Here is a 19605-nt window from a genome sequence, read left to right as displayed (position 1 = left end):
AAAGCAAAAAGGGGACGGATATGGCCCGCAAGAAAAGCAATAATGGCCCCCTTAAAAAGGGTGACAAGCGTGTTTTAATCATGGCCGGGCTGGCGGGGCTGATCGTCACCGCCCTCTTTGTGTGGATGGATTAGGCTCAGGACCCTAAAGATCAGCCACGCGCTCCATGCCCAGGGTCTGGCGCAGGGCTCGGCGCAGGCGATAAGCGGTTGCAAACGGGGCCTTCCCACAATCATCATAAAGCGCCGCTGCCGGGTTTTGTCCCCCTAAGGCCGCCAATCCATCAAGCCCCAGCTTTTGCCGCAGATAGCGATAGCACCAGATGCGGGCCTGAAGCTGACGTCGTGCCAGCAGATCGGCATCGGGCATCGTCTTTCTGAGATCATCAAGGGCGGCAAATAAAGGCGCGCAGCCCTCCATGCCCTTCAGGGCAGAGATCATCAATATCCGCTCTGCCGGATCGTGCGGGTCCCCCTTTTTGGCCAAACGCAAGGAGAGGGCCCCCTCCAGATCGGCCCGCGCCTTCTCAGCCAGCGGCCCCATATCCGCTTTGGTGACGATGAACAGATCAGGTATTTCCATGATTCCGGATTTCATGAACTGGATGCTGTCGCCCGATCCGGGCTGGATGCAAAACAGAATATGATCGGCCATATCGGCAATATCGGTTTCGCTTTGGCCAACCCCCACGGTTTCAATCAGCACCCGATCAAACAGCGCGCGCATCAGGATCATCGCTGGAAAGCTGAGATCGGCCACCCCCCCCAAAGCAAGGCGCGCCGCCATCGACCGGATAAACAGCCCCTGATCATCCGGATCGGATGCCATGCGCATCCGGTCCCCCAAAAGCGCCCCGCCGCTTTCCGCCGATGAAGGATCGACCGCAATCACCCCCACCGACAAGGCGGGATCAGCCCTTCGCCAGTGCCGCACAAGGCTTGCGGCCAGGGTCGATTTCCCCACACCGGGCGGACCGGTCAGCCCGATCACATGGCCTTTGGGCGCATTGAACGCGTGATCGAGCAAGGCCATAACCTCCGGTGCCTCGGGCCGTTCTTCGAGCAGGGCCAAAGCCCGCGCCAAAGCAGCCTTGCCCCCTTCGCGCAAACCATCCAGGCGCAAATCATCAAGGCACAGATCATCAAGGCACAGACCATCAGGGGCCTTTGATCGGGCCATCATCGATCCTTCAGGCTTTGCCGCCCTCCAAAGCCGCTTTCGCCTCCAAAGCAGCCTGAGCGGCGGCCAGACGGGCAATGGGCACCCGATAAGGCGAACAGGATACATAATCCAGCCCCACGCCATGGCAGAAATGGATCGATGCGGGATCGCCCCCATGCTCGCCACAAATGCCCAGCTTAATCTCGGCTTTGGTGGATCGGCCCCGCTCGGCCCCCATCCGCACCAATTCACCCACGCCGGTTTGATCGATGCTGACGAAAGGATCGCGGCTCAGGATGCCATAATCGATATAAAGGGGCATGAACCCCCCGGCATCATCGCGGCTGATGCCAAAGGTGGTTTGGGTCAGATCATTGGTGCCAAAGCTGAAGAAATCGGCCTTTTCGGCAATTTCATTGGCGGTGATCGCCGCCCGTGGCAATTCGATCATCGTCCCCACCAGATATGTGAGACGTGTTTCTTTTTCCTCAAAAACAATCTCTGCCACGGCGTCGATCCGCTCTTTCAAAAAAGCCAGTTCGGCCACCGTGCTCACCAGCGGGATCATGATTTCGGGGATGATCGTTTCCCCCGATTGTTCGCCCACATGAAGGGCGGCTTCAAAAATCGCCCGGGCCTGCATTTCATAGATTTCCGGATAGGCAATGCCCAAACGGCAGCCCCGATGGCCCAGCATCGGATTGGCTTCGGTCAATTCCAAAGCCCGGCGGCGCAGATGTTCGGGATTGACCTGCATCACTGCCGCCACTTCGGCGAATTCCTTTTCCTCGCGGGGCAAAAATTCATGCAAGGGCGGATCAAGCAGGCGAATGGTCACCGGCAGGCCGCGCATGATGTGGAAAATCTCGGCAAAATCCTGCCGTTGATAGGGCAGCAAAGTTTCCAGCGCCCGCCGCCGCCCGGCTTCGTCTTCGGCCAAAATCATCTGGCGCACGGCAATGATCCGGTCGCCATCGAAAAACATATGTTCCGTGCGACACAGGCCAATCCCTTCGGCCCCGAAGCCGCGCGCCGTTTCGGTATCATGGGGAGTATCGGCATTGGTGCGCACGGCCATCGTGCGGGCGCGATCCGCCCAGGCCATGAGCTGGGCGAAATCGCCGCTCAATTCAGCCTTCAAGGTGGGCACATGGCCTGCCATCACCTCTCCGGTGGCGCCATCAATGGTGATCATTTCACCCCGCCTGATGGTGCGCCCCCCCACCGTCATCTCGCCGGTTTTGACATCAACGCGCAAAGCCCCCGCGCCCGAAACACAGGGCCGCCCCATGCCCCGCGCCACCACGGCGGCATGGCTGGTCATCCCCCCCCGCGCAGTGAGGATGCCGCGTGCGGCATGCATCCCGTGAATATCCTCGGGGCTGGTTTCAACCCGCACCAGAATCACCGCCTCGCCTTCCTTCGCCCGGGCTTCCGCTTCATCGGCGGTAAAGGCCACATGGCCCGAAGCCGCCCCCGGTGAGGCGGGCAGGCCGATGGTCAGCACATCGCGCGATGCGGCGGGATCAAGGGTGGGATGCAAAAGCTGATCCAAAGCCGCAGGATCGACCCGCATCACCGCTTCATCTTCGCTGATCAGCCCTTCCGAAGCCATATCCACGGCAATTTTAAGTGCGGCCTTCGCCGTGCGCTTGCCTGATCGGGTTTGCAGCATCCACAGCTTGTTATCCTGCACCGTGAATTCGATATCCTGCATATCCCGATAATGGGCTTCAAGGGTTTCAAAAATGCCGACCAACTGCCCAAACACTTCGGGCATCGCTTCTTCCATCGAAGGCTTGTTGCTTTTGCCCGCTTCCCGCGCCTTGATGGTCAGATGCTGGGGGGTGCGGATCCCTGCCACCACATCTTCACCCTGAGCATTGATCAGAAATTCGCCATAATAGGTGCGTTCGCCGGTGGATGGATCGCGGGTGAAGGCCACCCCCGTGGCCGAACTTTCCCCCATATTGCCAAAGACCATGGCCTGCACATTCACCGCCGTGCCCCAATCTTCGGGAATCCCATTCAGCCGACGATAGACCCGGGCGCGATCGGTTTTCCAGGATTTGAAAACGGCGGAAATCGCCCCCCACAGCTGTTTCTGGGGATCCTGGGGGAAGGGCTTGCCAAGGGTTCTTTCTACTTCTTCCTTATAAATTTCCACCAGATCGCGCAGATCTTTTTCATCTAATTCGGTATCGAGATCGACCCCTTTATCGAGCTTTAGATTTTCCAAAGCTTCTTCAAACAGATGATGCGCCACCCCCATCACCACATCGCCATACATCTGGATGAAGCGGCGATAGCTATCCCACGCAAAGCGGGCATCCTCCGATCGTCGGGCCAGCCCCTCGACCGTCAGATCATTCAACCCCAGATTGAGCACAGTATCCATCATGCCGGGCATCGAGACCCGGGCCCCGGATCGGACAGAAACAAGCAAGGGATTTTGGGAATCGCCAAAGATGGCCCCCACGCTTTGTTCCATCTTATGCATGGCGGCCTCGATCTGGCCGGTCAGGGCATCGGGATAGCTTTGCTGATGGCGATCATACCAGGCGCACATCTCTGTGGTGATGGTGAAACCCGGCGGCACCGGCAGGCCAATGGACGACATTTCAGCCAGATTGGCCCCTTTGCCCCCCAACAGTTCTTTCATCTGGCGCGTGCCTTCCGCAGCGCCGTCTCCGAAGCTATAGACCCATTTCGACATGGCGGCCATATTCCCGTTGTTACCGAAATCTGGTTTGTGCGTTTCAATGCGAAACTTCAATAGCGCGTTCAGAACGCTCTGTCGCGCCCTATGGGCAGGTTTTTTTGGCAAATACAGAAAAAACCGGAAAAATCCGGTTTCATCTGCGCAAGATCATGAAAGAAAAAGCGACCAATCAGCCAAAACGACCGGTGACATAGGCCCGGGTCTGTTCATTTCTGGGCTTCACGAAAATCCGGCTGGCGAGATCAAACTCCACCATTTCGCCCAGATGCATATAGCCCACATGATCGGAAATGCGGGCGGCCTGCTGCATATTATGGGTGACGATCAAAATGGTGATATTATCCGCCAGCTTTTCGATCAAATCCTCCACCTTGGCGGTGGCAATGGGATCGAGCGCCGATGTCGGTTCATCGAGCAGCAACAGCTCAGGCTCCGGGGCAAGAGCCCGGGCGATGCACAAACGCTGCTGCTGGCCGCCCGACAGGCTATAGGCCCCTTCGTTCAAACGATCCTTTACCTCATCCCACAAAGCCGCCCCGGTCAGCGCCGCTTCCACCTTATCATCCAGAATCGCGCGTTTATTGATGCCGCGAATCCGCAAGCCCGCAGCCACATTCTCGTAGATCGATTTGGGAAAGGGATTGGGCTTTTGAAACACCATGCCCACCCGCAATCTGATCAGCATGGGATCGGTTTTTGCCCCCACGATATTATCGCCTTCGGGATAAAGGGTGATCGCCCCCTCATAGCGATTATTGTGATAAAGATCGTGCATCCGGTTGAAACAGCGCAGCAAGGTGCTTTTGCCGCAGCCCGAAGCCCCGATCAGGGCCGTGACCTTTTTATCATGAACCGGCAGATTGATATTTTTCAGAGCCTGAAAATCGCCATACCAGAAATTCAACTGATCGACATTGGCCCGCAAGGTCGGCTCGGTTTGCGGCTTCTGGCCGTCCCGCGCCTCGATCAGCGCACTTAAATCCAGATCTTTCATGATCTTTTTCTCGCCTTCTGTCTGATCCGTCATCCGTTGATCTTTCTGGTGATCTTTCTGACTTCCACCGGGCTGCGACGATGTCATTTCATTCTGTCGGGGCATGGGAGCCTCTGTATGAACGCCTCTTCATCACAACACCTTGCGCAGGCGATAGCGAATATAAATGGCAAAAGAATTCATCAGCAAGGTCATGGCAAGCAAAACAACCCCCGCCGCCGCCGCATTCACATGGAAATCCGCCTGCGGACGGGAAATCCAATTGAACATTTGAATGGGTAGCAGAGAAAAGGGGCTTTCAAGCCAATCGAAATTGATAAAGGGCACGCTATCCTGCACCGGCGAGGGCGGCAGAAAGGCGATGAAGGTCAGCGCGCCGATGGTAATCACCGGCGCGGTTTCGCCAATGGCCCGCGATAGCCCCATGATTGATCCCGTAAGAATGGCGGGACGGGCGCTCGGCAAAATATAGCGGATTGTGGTTTGCCACTGATCGGCCCCCAAAGCATAAGACCCCTCGCGCATCGATTGCGGCAGGCTGCGAATGCCTTCGCGGGTGGAAACGATCACAATGGGCAGAATCAGCAAAGCCAGCACCAGCCCCGCCACCTGAATGGTTTGACCCAAGCCCAGCCCATAAACAAAAAGCCCCAAAGCCAAAAGCCCGTAGATGATCGAAGGCACCCCGGCAAGATTGGTGACATTGATTTCAATGATATCGGTCATCCAGTTTTTGGGCGCATATTCCTCAAGATAAACGCCGGCCGCCACCCCAAGGGGAATGGCCAGAGCCGCCGTGACGATCATCACCAAAGTGGTGCCCACCCAAGCCGACATGATCCCGGCGCGGGCCGCCCGGCGCGAGGGGAAATTGGTCATGAAATCCCAATCCAGCCGGGGCAGGCCCTGAATCGCCAGATCAAGGATCAGGGCCACCAAAGTGAGCATGGCAATCAGCAAAACCAGCAGACCGATCACCACGAATGTGCGGTCGGTTCGTTTATTCCCGGAAATGATCTGTTGGTAGCTTTTCATGATCGTCTTTCCATCTCTCGACTTTATCCGGCGTCTTTATCGGGTGGCGGCAGCCATATTTTAGAGATCAATAAACTTCACGGAACCGGCGGCGCAGCCAGAAGCCAATGATATTGAACAGCAAGGTGATGACAAACAAGGTCAGCCCCACGGCAAAAATGGTTTGATAGCCGATGGAGCCATGGGGCAGATCGCCTAAACTCACCTGCACGATATAGGCGGTCATGGTTGCCGCACCTTCGGAAGGATTGAGGGTGAGATTGGGGTTTTGTCCCGCTGCAATGGCCACCACCATGGTTTCCCCCACGGCCCGCGACATCCCCAGAATATAAGCCGCAGTAATCCCGGAAAACGCCCCGGGAATCACCACCCGCAAAGCTGTGTGAAAGCGTGAAAAACCAAGCGCATAGGCCCCCTCGCGCAAGGTATCGGGCACCGCCCGCATGGCATCCTCGCTCACCGAAACAACATAGGGCAAGATCATGATGCCCATCACCAGGCCCGGTGCCAGCATATTGAAGCCATTAAGGCCGGGCATGAATTTTTGCAGCAAAGGGGTCACGAAAAGCAGGGCGAAATAGCCATAAACCACGGTGGGAACGCCGCCCAACAGCTCCAAAATCGGCTTGATTGCCTCACGCAATTTGGCTGGGGCATATTCGCTTAGATAAACCGCCAGCACCGTGCCCGCCGGAACCGCCACCAAAAGGGCAATCCCCGAAACCATCAAGGTCGCGCTTAAAAGCGGCAAAATGCCATAATGGGCATTGGTGAAAAGAGGGGTCCATTGGGTATCGGTGAGAAAATCCCAAATCGAGACGACCTCGAAAAAGGTCATCGATTCGGTGATCAGAATATAAACGATGGCCGCCGTCACAAAGACCGAGAGGCTGGCCGATAAAAACAAAACCACGCGGGCGATACGATCTTTCAGCTTGCGACGCCACAGGAAGCCCGGGTCAACGAGAACCGAACGCCCGGCCCCCTGACCATCTGCTGCGCCCCTGATCAGGGCTGCTTGATCCGACATATTTTCATCCCGCTGAAAAATCCGCCTGAAGACATATCAAGGATATGACCGCTTTCGATGACAGTTTTATTGTTTCGGCTGTTTTCTTGTGCGCTGCCCCTTCTAACGGCCCCCTTCCATCTGAAGCAAGTCTTCAATCGATACCCCAATCTGCGAGCCATCTTCAAAAACGGTTCCAAGGCGGCGGTTTTTAAAGATCGTCTGCGCCATTGCATAGGCTTCGAGCGGCAGAGGGACATAGCCCACCTCCTTCACCAATTCCGCAGCCAATTCGGGATCGAGCATATAATCAACGAACTTTCTCACCGCTTCTTTTTCATCGGCAGCAGCGGCATTGACATAAACGAACAAAGGCCGGGACAAGGGCTGATAAGTCCCGTTCTTGGCTGTTTCAATGCTTGGCAAAATCCCCGCGCCGCCCTGATAACTGATGGGAACGGGCTTGAGTTTATTGCGGTTTTCATCGAGATAGGCGAAGCCGAAAAATCCCAGGGCGTTGATCGTATTCGCCACCCCCATCACCAGAACATTATCATCTTCACTGGCGGTGAAATCGCCCCGGCTGGCATGTTCCCGGCCCACAACGGCCTGAGTGAAATAATCATAAGTACCCGAATCGGCACCGGCACCAAAGAGTTCGAGGGCACGATCAGGAAAGCTGTCGCGAATCTGTTTCCAGCTCGTGATTTTGCCCTGCGCTTCGGGCTCCCACATCTTTTTCAATTCCGCGATGGTGAGGTAATCCACCCAATCATTGCGGGGATTAACGGCAATGGCCAAGGCATCCAGCGCCACCGGCATCTCGATGAATTCAATGCCATTCTCCACACACAGCGCCAGTTCCTCATTGCGGATGGGGCGCGAAGCATTGGTCAGATCAACCTCGCCCCGGCAGAATTTTTTGAAGCCGCCGCCGGTCCCTGAAACCCCGACCGTCACCCGATAGTTTCCCCGATATTCAATCTGGAATTCTTCTGCGACCGCTTCCATAATCGGGAAAACCGTGCTCGACCCATCGATCCTGACCATCTGCTGCGCCATGGCAGACCACGAAGCCGCCACGCCAAGGGCTGCCGACATGAGGATGGACACTAGTTTCATCTGAATATTCCTTATTTCTGGCCCTATTCCGGGCCTTCCTCTCGCTTTCATCCGGCCTTATCCCAGCAGGCCGCGAACCTGTGGACTATGATCATCGCGAGCCTATGGGGCCCAAGCTGAAGACCCCCAATGACGCAATGACTACATTTTTGTTTCAGTTATATGACACATGCCCTTGTTATGCGGATGATGGCTGCGTAAAATTGTCATCGCTTTTGTGTTATGCTTTAAATCCCAAACCACCAGCCATCCCATTTGACAAAGCCCGACAAAACGCGCACGCCTTCCTAAACCATAATGGATAAAGGGTCATCGATCATGCAGCATACGGTCAGCGCCTATGATGAGGAACTCAATGCCTTACGCTCTATCGTAACGCAAATGGGGGGCCTTGCCGAACAGGAACTTGCCGAAGCTGTCGCCGCCCTTACCGCCCGGGATCCGGAAGCCGCCGCCAAGGTCATTGCCATGGATAAACGGCTCGATGCCTTGGAATTCGAGGCCGATGCCCTTGTCGTGCAGATGATCGCCCGGCGCAGCCCTGTAGCTGATGATCTGCGCGAGATCATTTCCGCCCTCAAAATCACCGGAATGTTGGAACGCGTAGGCGATTTCGCCAAAAACATCGCCAAGCGGGTGACGGTGATTTCCCAATCGGCGCCCGTGCGGCCAGCCGCCACCATCCCGCAAATGGCCCAGGAAGCCCATATGATGATTTCCAATGTGCTGGAAGCCTATGTGGAGCGCGATAGCGCCAAGGCGGTGATGGTCTGGCGCAGCGATGATCGGGTGGATGCCCTTTATAATAGCCTGTTTCGTGAATTGCTGACCTATATGATGGAATCGCCCTCTTCGATTACCCAAAGCACCCATTTGCTGTTTATCGCCAAAAATATCGAACGCATTGGCGATCAGGCCACCAATATCGCCGAAGTGATCTATTTCGCCATCGAAGGCGAGCCTTTGGAAGATGATCGCCCCAAAAGCGATACCACATCTTTTGCCCGGCCCGATCAGATCGCGCCCCCCCGGTCCTAACCCTAAGAGACGCGAGAAGGCCAAATAGGGCGCTTGGACTGGCCTCTATGCAGAGGCCAGTGCAGGCCCGTTCAATCTTGACAAATTCGACTCATCCGGTTTATTTTTCGTAAATCGGATTTATTTTCGATATACGAAATTAATTGTCATCGATCGCGTGCGAAGGATCGTGCCAGATCGTCTTCAGCCAGACTGACAGACATAAAATCAAGGGAACCCTATGCGTATCGGGAAACAAGATCAGCCATATTCGGCCATCTCCACATCCACCGCCGATGTGATCACCGTGCGGGGTCTGGATTTATGTGAAGATCTGATCGGCAAGATCAATTTTGCCGATTATTTCTATTTTCTGGTAACCGGCCAGATGCCGAATGACAATCAGCGCTTTTTTCTCAATGCCGTTCTGGTGGCCATCGCCGAACATGGGCTGGTGCCAAGCGTTCAGGCCGCCCGGATGACCTTGGCCGCCGCCCCCGAAGCCTGGCAAGGCGCGGTTTCGGCTGGTCTTCTGGGCTGCGGTTCGGTGGTTCTTGGCAGTTCGGAAGTGGCCGGACAATTCCTGACCCGTGTGCTTGCGCGGCAAAAGTCAGAGGATAGCGATCTTGATACGGCAGCGAAACAAACCATCGAAATGGCGGTTTCAGAAAAGCGTAAAATTCCCGGTATTGGCCATTCCCATCATTCCACCGGCGATCCTCGGGCCAATCTCCTGCTCAAATTAGCCGATGAAAAAGGGGTTTCAGGGGATCATATCGCAGCTTTGCGGGCCGTCTCAAAACAGGCGAAATTGATCACCAATCGGGATCTGCCGGTGAATGTGAGCGGGGCCATTCCAGCGGTGATGCTGGATGTGGGCTTTCCCCTTAGCGCCTTGAAGGGTGTGCCGCTATTGGCGCGCACCGCCAGCCTTGTGGGTCATCTTTATGAGGAAACACAAAGGCCCATCGGCTTTGTTCTTTCTTATGGCGCCAGTCAGGCGATTGATTATGACGGCCCCGCTCCCAAAGAAAAGGCGTGAGGATACATATATGACCAAGATTTTGAAGGATATTCGGGTCGTTGAGATGGGCACCTTCATTACCGGTCCGGCGGCTGCCATGTATATGGCCGATCAGGGGGCCGATGTGATCAAGGTCGAGCGGCCCGAAACGGGTGATCCCTTTCGCGCCTTCAAAGGCGGGCTTTATAGCCCCCATTTCCAAACCTATAACCGCAATAAACGCAGTATCGCCCTCGATACCCGCCAACCCGAAGATCAGGCGGTTTTGCATGAACTGATCAAAACGGCAGATGTGTTCATCCAGAATTTCCGGCCCGGTGTGGCAGAAAAGCTTGGTGCCGGCGAGGAAACTTTGCGGGCCATCAATCCCCGGCTGATCTATTGCTCGATTTCAGGCTTTGGAACCAGCGGCCCGGCCATGGATCGCCCGGCATTCGACACCGTGGCGCAGGCCGCCAGCGGCTATTTGCGGCTGCTGGTACCCCATGATAAGCCGCGCGTGCTGGGCCCGGCCATTGCCGATGCTGTCACCGGTTTTTATGCCTCCTATGGTATTTTGGCGGCTTTGGTGGAGCGCGGCACCAGCGGCAAAGGGCGGCGGGTGGATGTTTCAATGCTCGAAGCCATGTGTCATTTCAATCTGGATAGCTTCACTCATTATTTCTCCATGAATGAAGTGATGGACCCCTATAGCCGGCCCAGCGTCTCGCAATCCTATGTTTTTGAATGTGCTGATGGAAAATGGGTTGCGCTTCATTTGTCGTCGCCCCCCAAATTCTGGGATGGGCTGGCCGCCGCCATTGAAAAGCCCGATCTGTTCGATGATCCCCGCTTTGCGGATCGTGCCGCCCGGATCAAGCATCAGGATGATCTGATCGATCTGATGGCCCCGATCTTTCGCCGCCATGATCGCGCCTATTGGTGTGATCGGCTGGAGGCCGAGGGCGTGCCCTATTCCGCCGCCTATGATAGCGATGAAGCGCTGGAAGACCCGCAAGCCAGGCATCTCAAGATCAAGGTCAGCACCCACCATCCGGTGATGGGCGAATTCACCACGGTGCGTTCGCCTTTATCCTATGATGGCGCCGCCAGCCTTGATGTGCTGGCGCCCCCGATGCTGGATGAGCATGGCGCTGAAATCCGTGCCGAATTAGCAGGCCAAAACGGCTCTGTGCGCAATCAGGGCGCAGCGGAATAAATCGCGAAACGCGGCATAAAGGCTGCAAGAAGAAGGAAAGATCGGCCCTATGGCATCCACATATAAAAGCGGCCGACAGATCAGCAAAAAGGTTGCGGGCGTGCCCTCATCGGATGGCGCCGGGGTCAAGATGCGTCGCCTCATCGCTTCGCCCTTGCTCGATTATGTGGATCCTTTTTTGCTGCTCGATGAATTTCGCACGGATCGCCCCGGAGATTATATCGGTGGCTTTCCCGATCATCCCCATCGCGGCTTTGAAACCGTTACCTATATGCTGGCAGGCCGGATGCGCCATGGCGACAACAAAGGCAATCAGGGGCTTTTGCGGCCCGGCTCCGTGCAATGGATGACCGCCGGTCGCGGCATCATTCATTCCGAAATGCCCGAGCAGGAAAATGGCCTGATGTGGGGCTTTCAGCTTTGGGTCAATCTGCCTGCCGATAAAAAAATGATCGCCCCGCGCTATCAGGATATCCAGCCCGAAGATATTCCGCAGATCGAGCGCGAAAATGGCATTCGCATCAAGCTGATCGCCGGTGAGGTGGATGGCATCAAGGGCGCGGTGGATGGCATTGCCACCCATCCGGTATTTTTGGATATTGCCCTGCCTCAGGATTTATCCTTCAGCCATGATCTGCCCAGTAGCCATAATTGTTTCGTCTATCCCTATGATGGGGATATCGCCATTGGTTCAGGGGATGAAGCCCAGCTTTTGCCGCATCAGCAATTGGCCGTTCTCAGCCCCGGCGACCGGGTCGAGATCATCGGCAAATCCCCGATCAGCCGGTTCATTCTGGTGGCTGGCCAGCCCCTTCATGAACCCGTGGCCCGCTATGGGCCTTTTGTTATGAACACGGTCGATCAATTGAAACAGGCCGTTGCCGATTTTCAGGCGGGCCGCTTTTGATTTTGCGACAGGCCTTTTGCCACAACCAGCGTGAATGAGGAGAGAGATGATGTCCGCACCCTTAGAAACGGCGACGAATCCCAAGGATTTCAAGCTGAAAACCCGTGGCCTGCACCATGCGGCCTATCTGACCAAGGACATGGATAAAACCATCGATTTCTATCACAATCTGCTCAATATGCCCTTGGTGGTTACCCTGGCCCTGCCCGAACCCGATCCTTTTGCCGGAGAAATTCCGGTGCGCGGCGATGTGGCGGGCACCCGGCATTATTTCTTTGATTGCGGCCAAGGGGCAAGCCTCGCCTTTTTCTCATGGAATGAAAGCTTTGGGGATATCGATCCTGATCTCGGCGTGATGCATCATATCTCGCTTAATGTCGAAACGGTGGACGAGCTTTATGCTTTGAAGGAAAAGCTCGAAGCCCATGGGATTTCCGTCACCAAAGTGATCGATCATTTCTTTTGCAAATCGATCTATTTCCGCGATCCCAATGGCCTTTATCTGGAATATTCATCCTCCACGATCGAATATCATGAAGATAAGCCCTTTTTGGAAGATCCCGAGCCGCTTGATGAAGCCGTCAAGGCCTTGGGCAATAAGCTCTCAGACTATAAAACGCAATTCCGCGAAGGCCATAATTTCGTCGATCCCAATAACAAAAAGCATTAAGGGCGAGGGGCTCGCCGGGTCCATCTTGTGAAAAGCACCTGCGTGCGAAAGACTGGACCCGGCAACTGAAGCGAAGCGATGGGCTGACCGAATGGCCCTGACGGCGGCCCTATAGAGGGTTTAGCGGACCCGCCGTCAGTGCCATAAAGGCTTTAGAAATCGAAAGACAGGCGCGCATAGTAGAAGCCGCCATTCAAGCCATAAGCGAGCCCCCGCAAGGGGAATTTGATATTGCCAAATTCTCCGCTGGGATCGCCGGTGATAAAGCGCAGCGGCGAATTATCGGCCAGTTTATTGGGCTTTTGATCCAACAGATTATTCGCCCCCACCGCGATTTGCGCCCAATCGGTGAGCTTATAGCGCAGTTCGAGATCGATCAGCACCGCCGCACCGGGGCGCAGGCGTTCTTCATCAGCCAGCCCCAATCCGGCGATGGCTTCAGGGGGAAAGCCCAGCCCCCGCGCGGTGAAAAAGCTGGTTTCTGTGCTGCCAAAATAATTGAAGCGCAGTACACCACCCCAGGAATCGCGCTCATAATCGAAGCTGGCATTGCCCCGCACCCGTGGCTGGCCGCGCTCCAAAAATACTTTCGATGGTTCGGGGAATAGAAAATTGGGATCCACACCATCGGGTGCCCTGACATTTTCCACGGTGGTTTTATTGAGATTGAGCGCGAAGGTGGAGGTCAGCGCCCCTCCGGCAAGGGTGGTATTGTGATTGATCACCACATCCACCCCTTTTGTTTCGGTATCGATGGCATTGGAGAAGAAATTCGCCTGACCAATGGCATTATCAATCAGAAACTGCTGGGCTGCAGGGGCATCATCCAGATCGCCGGGGCGCAGGGGATTTCCCAAAACGATCCGATCATCGATTTGGATCAAAAAACCATCCACGGTGATGGTGAGATTATTCAAAGGCTGCCAGACAAAGCCAGCGCTGAAGCTGTCGGATTCTTCCAATTGAAGATTATCGATGCCAAAAAAGCCCGGAAATTCCGACCCCACCGAGGCCAGCAGGGTTTCCGTCAGGCCTGCAGCGCTGGCTGTGGTCGCCACCTGGGTAAAGCCGATCTGTTGCAGGGAAGGTGCCCGAAAGCCCGTGGCCACGGCCCCGCGCAGGGCCAGTTGATCGGTGATTTCAACCCGGGAACTGACCTTCCATGTGAACTTATCGCCGATATCGCCATAATCTTCAAAACGACCGGCGACGCCCAAAGTCCAGATATCGCCGAAGGTCGTTTCAAGATCGGCATAAAGGGCATAATTATCGCGACCCGAGCTGCCCGCTGTTTCCGGGCGGAACCCGGGAAAAGCCTGAAAGCCACAGGTAGCCGCAGTTCCGGGATCGGTGATCGAGGGGATGAAGCGATTTTCCGGGCTCAAGCCGCAGGAAAAGCTTTCAAGCTGACCGGGCGTGATGCGAAAGGTTTCATCACGATATTCCGCCCCGAAGGCCACATAAAGCGTGCTGGGCAACAGATCATCGATCTGGCCTGCGATATCGGCATTGAAGGTAGCCTGTTCAAATTCCAAACTACCGGAAAAGCCCGATGTAGGCCCCAGATTAGCCACAATCTCGGCATCGGTGGCGCCGGGATTGTTATTCAAAAAATCGGCCGCAATCGAAACATTGGGGGCATTGCGGGTTCTGAGATCATAATCATTCTTGCCATAGACCGCCGAAACATCCCATGTCCAGGAGGTGCCCAGATCGCCGCGAAACCCTCCGGCAAAGGAAATATCTTCGGATTCATTGAGATCGCGGGGCAAAAAGCCTTCGGGGAAGGCCTGTGGCACCGCACGCGCCGGATTATTGGTAAAGCGGAAAAAACCGGCCCCCAAAGCTTCATTATAGGAATAGCCGCCAAAGCTGTAGAGTTCGACGCTATCCGATATGGGGGCAGCCATATTATACCACAGCATATAGCCTTCGGAATCCGCATCCCCCACCTGAAAACGCCGATCCCCGAAAAAGGGGCTGATATCGGCGCGATTGGTCTCTTCGGCATTGCGATATTCGGCGGTGAAATTGATGAACCCGCTTTCGCCCAAGGAAAAGCCACCATTGGCCTGGATTTGATAGCTTTCCCCATCGCCTGCAAAGGTTTGGCCAAGCTGGGCGGCAACATAAAATTCATTAACGCTTTCTTGCAATTCGATATTCACCACCCCGGCAATGGCATCAGAGCCATATTGGGCCGCCGCGCCATCCCGCAGAATTTCCACCCTTTGAATGGCCGCCGTAGGAATAGCATTGAAATCGGTGCCCGTGGCACCTTCGCCAATGGTGCCCGACAAGCCCAGCAAAGACCGCTGATGGCGGCGCTTGCCATTCACCAGCACCAGCACCTGATCAGGCCCCAGGCCGCGCAAAGTAGCCGGGCGGAACAGATCATTACCATCGGAAATCTGCGTGCGGGAAAAATTGAACGAAGGCGCCAAAGCCTGCAACATGGGGCCAAATTCGGTAAAGCCATTCTGGCGGATCGTTTCGATATTGATAACATCCACCGGCACCGCCGTATCAACAGAGGTGCGCCCCTTTACCCGGGTGCCCAGAGTGATGATTTCGTCGATCTGCGTGATGCCAAAGCTTTCACCATCTTCATTGCTTTGCGCGAAAGCCCCGGATGCCATCAGGCTCAGCAAAGGCAAAACCGCGACCGATCCCAGCAAAGCCTTATGATAACCGCGCCTGTTCGCATCATTTTGTTTTTTCACATGATCCTCCCGATCAAACTTGTTTCAAATCACCACATATTTGCCCGCCTGTTTTTCCCACAGGTCGGCTTTGTGAAACAAGGTTATATATTGAGAATTAAAAGCGCGATAAAAATCACTGTAAACGCGCATTTTATGAAGCAGTGTTGCTTCATGCTCACTATCCTTTTCATTTGCTTCCCTTATCACTACATGCTTGGGGTGATGTGTATAAGCTCTATGACAAGGATGTGTTTATGACCCATGCGATCAAGTCTGCGCCCTCAGTCGATCCGTTAGCCACGGCCCGCAAGGCCCTGAGAGCCGCAGGCTATGGGGATGAAGCTCAGGAAACACGTCACCTGCTCGAGGCCATTCCTTTTGATGATACCCAGCGCAAGGCGGTGGTGGAACGGGCCCGCTCGATCGTTCAGCGCTCGCGGGATTTAAGCTCTGAACAGGGCACCCTCGATGCTTTTTTGCAGGAATTCGGGCTCTCCAATCAGGAAGGCGTGGCCTTGATGTGTTTGGCAGAAGCCCTGCTGCGCATTCCTGATTCCGAAACTCAGGATGCGTTGATTTCCGAAAAAATCCGCACCGGCGATTGGTCGAGCCATCTGGGCAAATCCCACAGCCCCTTTGTGAATGCAGGCGTTTGGGCCTTGATGCTCACCGGGCGCATCATCAAGGTCGATCCCGCCATCAGCAAAGACCCCGCCGATTTCATGGATAAGCTGGTAAAGCGCACTGGCGAACCGGTGATCCGGCAGGCGGTCAATCAGGCGATGCGGATCATGGGGCGACAATTCGTTTTTGGCCGCTCCATCGGCGAAGGCCTGAAACGCATGAGCAAGATGCCCGACCAAAAGCAGCTTATGAGCTTTGACATGCTGGGCGAAGGGGCCCGCACTCAAGAGACCGCAGATCGCTATTTCAAGCTTTATAAAGACGCCATCGATGCGGTGGGCAAGCATGAAAGCGCAAAACTCGGGGGCCCCAATACACGCTCGTCAGTTTCGATCAAGATTTCCGCCCTGCATCCCCGCTATGAACTGACGAATGGCGATCAGGTGATGGCCGATGTCTATGATCGCCTGCATGATCTGGCCTTGCGGGCCAAAAACTATGATATCCAATTGACCATCGATGCCGAAGAAGCAGATCGTCTTGATCTGTCGCTCGATCTGTTTGAAGCGCTCGCCCGCTCGCCCGAGCTTTTGGGCTGGCCGGGGCTGGGGCTGGCTTTGCAGGCTTATCAAAAGCGCTCTCGCCATGTGGTGGATTGGCTTTATGCTCTGGCCCATGAAACCCATCGCCGTATTCCTGTGCGGCTGGTCAAGGGGGCCTATTGGGATACTGAAATCAAGCACGCCCAGGAACTGGGAATGCCTGATTATCCGGTTTGGACCCGCAAAGCCGCCACCGATTTATCTTATCTTGTGTGCGCGAAAAAGCTGATCGATGGGGGCGATGCCTTTTATCCCATGTTTGCCACCCATAATGCCCATAGCATTGCGGCCATCGAGGAAATGGGCCGCGATGCCGACTATGAATTCCAGCGTTTGCACGGCATGGGCGATGTGCTTTATCTGGCGGTGCGTCAGGAAATTCTGCGCCCGGTGAAGGCGCGCACCTATGCCCCCGTGGGCGCGCATCGCGATCTTTTGCCCTATCTGGTGCGGCGGCTTTTGGAAAATGGGGCCAATTCCAGCTTCGTCAATCGCTTCATGGATCAGAAAGTGCCGGTGGAAGAGGTCGTGCGCGACCCCATTTCGATCATCGAAGCCGATGAACAGGGGCGCCATGCCAATATTCCCCTGCCCCGCGATCTTTATGGCGAGGACCGGACCAATTCCAAAGGGCATAATCTACAGGATCAGCCGCAGCTTTCCTCGCTGAGAACCGCGATTGCCGAACATCATGATCGCCGCTTTGATCTGGCCAGCCTCATCAGTGGCAAGGCCGCCGGTGGCGCCCCGCAAGATGTGCTGTCGCCCATGGATCGGCGGGAAAAGGTGGGCAGCATCCGCATGGCCGGAAAAGACGATGCCATGAAGGCCCTGAAGGCAGCCCAAACCGCCTTTCCGGCATGGAACCGCACCAAGGCCACCGCACGCGCCGATATTCTGCGCAAAGCCGCCGATCTTTTGGAAGACAACACCGCCCTCCTGATCAGCCTGATGGTGCGCGAAGCCGGAAAAACTTTATCTGATGGCATTGCCGAAGTGCGGGAAGCCGTTGATTTCTGCAGCTATTACGCTATGATGGCGGAAAAGCAATTCGGTGCCCCTACCCCCCTGCCCGGCCCCACGGGCGAGCGCAATGAGCTGATGCTGGAAGGGCGCGGGGTGTTTCTTTCGATTTCGCCATGGAATTTCCCCCTCGCCATTTTCACCGGGCAGGTGATGGCGGCCCTCGCAGCGGGCAATACCGTACTCGCCAAGCCTGCCGAGCAAACCTCACTGATTGCAGCCTTTGCCACCGAACTGTTTCATCGCGCCGGGGTGCCTGCCGATGCCCTGCATCTTTTAGCGGGGGATGGCCCCGAAGTGGCGGGCCCTCTGGTCGAGGATGAAGGCATTGCCGGGGTTGTCTTTACCGGCTCCACCGAAGTGGCGCGGCTGATCAACCGTAATCTGGCCGCCCGCGAAGGGGCGATCGTGCCGCTGATCGCTGAAACCGGCGGGCAGAATGCGATGATCGTCGATAGCACCGCTCTGCCCGAACAGGTCTGCGATGCGGTGATGGAAAGCGCTTTCGGCTCGGCCGGGCAGCGCTGTTCGGCCTTGCGTATCCTGTGCGTGCAATCCGATGTCGCCGATGAAGTCATTCAGATGATCAAGGGGGCCCTGGCTTTGCGCAAGCTGGGCGATCCGGTGAAGCCGGAAACCGATATCGGCCCGATCATCGATGAAGAGGCCCGCGCGGTGTTGCAAAAGCATGTCGAGCGGATGGACAAGGACGCCCGCTTCATCGCCCGCGCGCCTCTTGATGAAAGCCTTCAACATGGCTGCTTTTTTGCCCCGGCGATCTATGAGATTTCGTCTTTGGCGCAATTGGATCGCGAAGTATTCGGCCCGGTTTTGCATATTCTGCGTTATAAAGCCGATCAGCTTGATCAACTGATGCACAATCTGGCCGCCACCGGCTATGGGCTGACCTGCGGGATACATTCCCGCCTTGAAGGCCGCTATCTGGGCCTTTTCGAAAAATCCATCGCGGGCAATGTCTATATCAATCGCAATATGGTGGGGGCCGTGGTGGGCGTTCAGCCCTTTGGCGGACGCGGGCTATCCGGCACCGGCTTCAAAGCCGGGGGGCCGCATTATCTGCTGCGCTTTGCCAGCGAACGGGTGCGCACGATCAATACCGCAGCGATTGGCGGCAATACCGATCTCTTCCGCCTGATCGGCTGAATCTCGGTACGCCATAAAAAAAGAGAGACCAAATGAAATGCAAAGGGGGGGATCTTTTGATCAGCCCCCAGACTTTTTCCACATATCGGCGGGATCAAAGCTCAGGGATGAGGCGCGTGTCCAGACCTGTGACTGGCAAAAAACCAGCCAGCAGCCTTTCACCTCAAGGCTGTTTTCATCTTTCAGATGCAATTGCGCACGATAGGATTTGCCGGACCGGGGATCATGGATCCGACCATCCTGAAGGCCATCATCATCCAGCAGAAAATCGCTAAGGATCATCGCGCCCAGCCGTTCTCCGCTTTTGGTCCAGATGATATTGCCGCAAATCTTCTGATCGCTGATGGTATCATCACAAGGCTGCACAACAACCGCCGAGCGATCCCCATCGGTTTTCCACACACCCAAAACCGACGCAGCCTGCGGATCGGCCAATCCCTGCGGAATGGCGGAAAACAGAACGATGGAGGCAGCGGAAAGAAGGGCCAGAGCTTTACCGGAAAAACGCAACATGGACATACCCTGTGGAAAAATGGAAAATGCGCGAACGGCTAAAGAGAGCAGTTCCCGAAAATCTGAGCATAGCTAGGAAGGGAATAAGACAAAATAAAGGCAAAAATGATGCTGA

14 protein-coding genes are annotated in these 19605 nt (G+C 55.6%); 6 read left to right on the top strand and 8 right to left on the bottom strand.

Annotated elements, in window-relative coordinates; genetic code table 11:
• Positions 1-144 precede the first annotated feature (144 nt).
• The 6 genes from QK300_RS11895 to QK300_RS11870 all read right to left on the bottom strand — a co-directional run bounded on the left by QK300_RS11895 (position 145) and on the right by QK300_RS11870 (position 8043).
• Positions 145-1179 carry a hypothetical protein gene (locus tag QK300_RS11895; protein ID WP_281301958.1) on the bottom strand — a complete coding sequence of 345 codons (1035 nt, stop codon included), beginning with the start codon at positions 1177-1179 and terminating at the stop codon, positions 145-147.
• A 10-nt stretch (positions 1180-1189) separates the two neighbouring features.
• Positions 1190-3877 carry a pyruvate, phosphate dikinase gene (ppdK, locus tag QK300_RS11890; protein ID WP_281301957.1) on the bottom strand — a complete coding sequence of 896 codons (2688 nt, stop codon included), beginning with the start codon at positions 3875-3877 and terminating at the stop codon, positions 1190-1192.
• A gap of 175 nt (positions 3878-4052) precedes the next feature.
• Positions 4053-4910: a phosphate ABC transporter ATP-binding protein PstB gene (gene pstB / locus QK300_RS11885; RefSeq protein ID WP_281301956.1), complete on the bottom strand. Its 858-nt coding sequence runs from the start codon at positions 4908-4910 to the stop codon at positions 4053-4055.
• 99 nt (positions 4911-5009) lie between these two features.
• Positions 5010-5912 carry a phosphate ABC transporter permease PstA gene (pstA, locus tag QK300_RS11880; protein ID WP_281301955.1) on the bottom strand — a complete coding sequence of 301 codons (903 nt, stop codon included), beginning with the start codon at positions 5910-5912 and terminating at the stop codon, positions 5010-5012.
• A gap of 67 nt (positions 5913-5979) precedes the next feature.
• On the bottom strand, positions 5980-6942 hold the full coding sequence (gene pstC / locus QK300_RS11875) for a phosphate ABC transporter permease subunit PstC (RefSeq protein WP_281301954.1): 963 nt from the start codon (positions 6940-6942) through the stop codon (positions 5980-5982).
• A 102-nt stretch (positions 6943-7044) separates the two neighbouring features.
• A complete protein-coding gene (locus tag QK300_RS11870) occupies positions 7045-8043 on the bottom strand; it encodes a PstS family phosphate ABC transporter substrate-binding protein (protein ID WP_281301953.1) in 999 nt (332 codons plus the stop codon).
• A 318-nt stretch (positions 8044-8361) separates the two neighbouring features.
• On the opposite strand from QK300_RS11870, the gene phoU reads away from it, so the two are divergent.
• The 5 genes from phoU (at position 8362) to QK300_RS11845 (ending at position 12859) form a co-directional block, all read left to right on the top strand.
• Positions 8362-9081, top strand: coding sequence for a phosphate signaling complex protein PhoU (gene phoU, locus QK300_RS11865; RefSeq protein ID WP_281301952.1), 720 nt, complete (start codon positions 8362-8364; stop codon positions 9079-9081).
• A gap of 220 nt (positions 9082-9301) precedes the next feature.
• Positions 9302-10102: a citryl-CoA lyase gene (locus QK300_RS11860; protein WP_281301951.1), complete on the top strand. Its 801-nt coding sequence runs from the start codon at positions 9302-9304 to the stop codon at positions 10100-10102.
• A 10-nt stretch (positions 10103-10112) separates the two neighbouring features.
• A complete protein-coding gene (locus QK300_RS11855) occupies positions 10113-11282 on the top strand; it encodes a CaiB/BaiF CoA-transferase family protein (RefSeq protein WP_281301950.1) in 1170 nt (389 codons plus the stop codon).
• Between the two features lie 49 nt (positions 11283-11331).
• Complete coding sequence (locus tag QK300_RS11850) at positions 11332-12189, top strand: pirin family protein (protein WP_281301949.1); 858 nt, start codon at positions 11332-11334, stop codon at positions 12187-12189.
• Between the two features lie 49 nt (positions 12190-12238).
• Positions 12239-12859, top strand: a complete 621-nt coding sequence (locus QK300_RS11845) for a VOC family protein (protein ID WP_281320851.1) — start codon at positions 12239-12241, stop codon at positions 12857-12859.
• Between the two features lie 152 nt (positions 12860-13011).
• On the opposite strand, the gene QK300_RS11840 is transcribed toward QK300_RS11845, so the two are convergent.
• Positions 13012-15582 carry a TonB-dependent receptor gene (locus tag QK300_RS11840; protein WP_281301947.1) on the bottom strand — a complete coding sequence of 857 codons (2571 nt, stop codon included), beginning with the start codon at positions 15580-15582 and terminating at the stop codon, positions 13012-13014.
• 236 nt (positions 15583-15818) lie between these two features.
• Here QK300_RS11840 and putA point away from each other — a divergent pair, with 236 nt between their 5' ends.
• Positions 15819-18977, top strand: a complete 3159-nt coding sequence (gene putA, locus QK300_RS11835) for a bifunctional proline dehydrogenase/L-glutamate gamma-semialdehyde dehydrogenase PutA (protein WP_281301946.1) — start codon at positions 15819-15821, stop codon at positions 18975-18977.
• 60 nt (positions 18978-19037) lie between these two features.
• On the opposite strand, the gene QK300_RS11830 is transcribed toward putA, so the two are convergent.
• Positions 19038-19490 (bottom strand): DUF2147 domain-containing protein, encoded by a 453-nt coding sequence (locus QK300_RS11830; RefSeq protein WP_281301945.1) that lies wholly within the window; start codon positions 19488-19490, stop codon positions 19038-19040.
• Between the last annotated feature and the right edge of the window lie 115 nt (positions 19491-19605).

The sequence above is a fragment of the Iodidimonas sp. MBR-22 genome (assembly GCF_029946565.1).
GTDB classification, from domain to species: domain Bacteria; phylum Pseudomonadota; class Alphaproteobacteria; order Sphingomonadales; family Rhodothalassiaceae; genus Iodidimonas; species Iodidimonas nitroreducens.
This window is presented reverse-complemented; position numbering and strand designations above follow the sequence as displayed.